We start from the raw sequence: 1,937 nt of genomic DNA, 5'->3' as shown, positions 1-1,937 counted from the left end.
GCACGACCTCCCTGCCGAGGGGCGCTCCGCCGCCGTCGTCGCCGACCTCGAAGCCCCAGCCCCCGAACCGGAACGCCGCGCCGGCCACGCGGGCATAAGCGGCGCTGCCGGTGCCGACGATCACGATGCCGCCGTCCTCGCCGCCATGAGCCCCGAGGCAGGCGGTCTCGAAGTCGGTCGTGAGCTCAAGGCGCGCGAATGGATGAGGCTCGGCCCGCATCGCCTCCATCTCGCGCTTCTGCGAGACGCCGGCCTCGCCTTCGCCGAGAAGACGGCCGGAGGGGTCGCGGAGCCGGGCGCGGCACCGCGTGCCGCCGGCGTCGAGCCCCATGAACAGGACCTCAGGGGCCACACTCGCTGCGGGCTCGGATCCGACAGGCGTGATGGTCAGGGCGCTGTCGCTCACTGGGTTTGGCTTAAGAAGCTCGCTAGGCGGCCGCTCGGCGATTCGCCGAATCGGCGCAGAATAGGACGGATCAGCCGGTCGAAGAGCGCCTCCGAAGCCGCCCCTGTCCCGCGCCAGGCTCAGAGCAGAGCCATCAGCCGGCGCGCCGCGCCGGCCGCGAGCACGACCATGATGATGACATAGGCGGCGATCCAGAGCTTCCGCTCGAGCGTGCTTTCACGCGCAGGAGGCTTGGGAACTTCGCCGGGCTCGCCGTCATTGGAGGGCATCGGATGGGTCCACGACTCTTGCCTCAACCTAGCCGCCGGAAGCGGCGGATGCGAGCGCCGGCCGCGCCTTACTTCCGCCGTCGTCGCTTGACCTCGGCGCGATGGGGAGCGATGGACCCTCCACCGTTCGTTCGTAGAACCCGGGAGGAGCCCCAATGTCGTTCACGCTCGCGAAGACAGAACGCCTGGCCGCAATTCTCTCCCGGTCCCCGGTGTTGCCGGTGCTGACCTTCTCGACGCCCGAGGCCGCAGTCGAGACCGCCAAGGCGCTTCGCGACGGCGGGCTGATGGTGCTGGAGATCACGATGCGGACGCCGCAGGCGCTCGACGCGCTTCGGGCGGTGGTTGGGGAAGTCGAGGGCGTCACGGTCGGCGCCGGCACTCTGCTTGAGCCTGAGCAGGTGCAGGCTGCGATCGCCGCGGGCGCGGATTTCCTGGTCAGCCCCGGCACGAGCTCGCGCGTGCTGGCGGCCGGCAGCGAAGCCCCGATCCCTTACCTGCCCGGCGTATCGACTCCCTCGGAGGCCATGCAACTGGCGGAGCGGGGGGCGACCTTCGCGAAATTTTTCCCCGCGGGTCCGGCCGGCGGCCCGGCGTTCCTCAAGGCCCTGATCGCGCCGCTGCCGGATCTGCACTTCGTGCCGACCGGCGGCGTGGACGCCTCGAACGCCCAGAGCTACCTCTCGCTGAGCAACGTCGCCTGTGTCGGCGGCTCCTGGGTCGCGCCGCAGGACGCGATCGAGGCCGGCGACTGGAGCCGGATCAGGTCGCTCGCCAAGGAAGCCGCGGCGCTGAAGGCGCGCTGACCTCCGTCGGGCTTGCTGCGGCGGTTTCGCCTCCCTACGTCCTCCTCGGCCTTCCGCCGACGGAGATACGCAAATGTTCGACGCCCGGACCATCCTCGACCAGCTTCTCGGCGCGGGTCAGCAGGCCGGCCAAGGCCGACCAGCTCCGAGCGGTGATCGGCGTCCGGCTCCGCAGGCCGGCGGCGGCTCCGGCGACCTGATGAAGCAGGTGCAGGACCTCGCGCGCGGCAATCTGGGCGGCCTCGCCGGCGGCGCGATCGCCGGCAGCCTCGCCACAGTCCTGCTCGGCGGCCGCAAGAAGTCTCCGCTGTCCGGCTCGGGCATGCAGCTTGGCGGCCTCGCGATCCTGGGCGGGCTCGCCTACAAGGCCTGGCAGAATTATCAGGCCGATCCGCTCCTGCGGCGGCGGCGCCTCGCCGCCGACCAGAACCGGCATCGTCACCGCCGTATGGCACA

3 protein-coding genes and 1 pseudogene are annotated in these 1,937 nt (G+C 71.1%); 2 read left to right on the top strand and 2 right to left on the bottom strand.

Going from position 1 to position 1,937, the window contains the following annotated elements; translation table 11 throughout:
• Both ACIKT0_RS17590 and ACIKT0_RS17585 read right to left on the bottom strand, forming a co-directional pair.
• Positions 1-352 (bottom strand): annotated as a pseudogene (locus ACIKT0_RS17590) (hypothetical protein); the annotation flags it as partial.
• 173 nt (positions 353-525) lie between these two features.
• The gene (locus ACIKT0_RS17585; protein WP_407106638.1) at positions 526-675 is read right to left on the bottom strand and encodes a hypothetical protein; all 150 of its coding nucleotides are present in this window, start codon (positions 673-675) and stop codon (positions 526-528) included.
• Positions 676-830: 155 nt separating this feature from the next.
• Between ACIKT0_RS17585 and eda the strand changes: the two genes are divergently transcribed.
• A complete protein-coding gene (gene eda / locus ACIKT0_RS17580; protein WP_407106637.1) occupies positions 831-1,481 on the top strand; it encodes a bifunctional 4-hydroxy-2-oxoglutarate aldolase/2-dehydro-3-deoxy-phosphogluconate aldolase in 651 nt (216 codons plus the stop codon).
• Positions 1,482-1,554: 73 nt separating this feature from the next.
• On the top strand, positions 1,555-1,937 hold a 383-nt coding region (locus ACIKT0_RS17575; protein ID WP_407106636.1), incomplete at its 3' end, for a DUF533 domain-containing protein.

This window comes from Hansschlegelia beijingensis (assembly GCF_045505405.1).
Taxonomy (GTDB): domain Bacteria; phylum Pseudomonadota; class Alphaproteobacteria; order Rhizobiales; family Methylopilaceae; genus Methylopila; species Methylopila beijingensis_A.
Note: the sequence above shows the minus strand (reverse complement) of the source record. Positions and strands in the feature narration are given on the sequence as shown.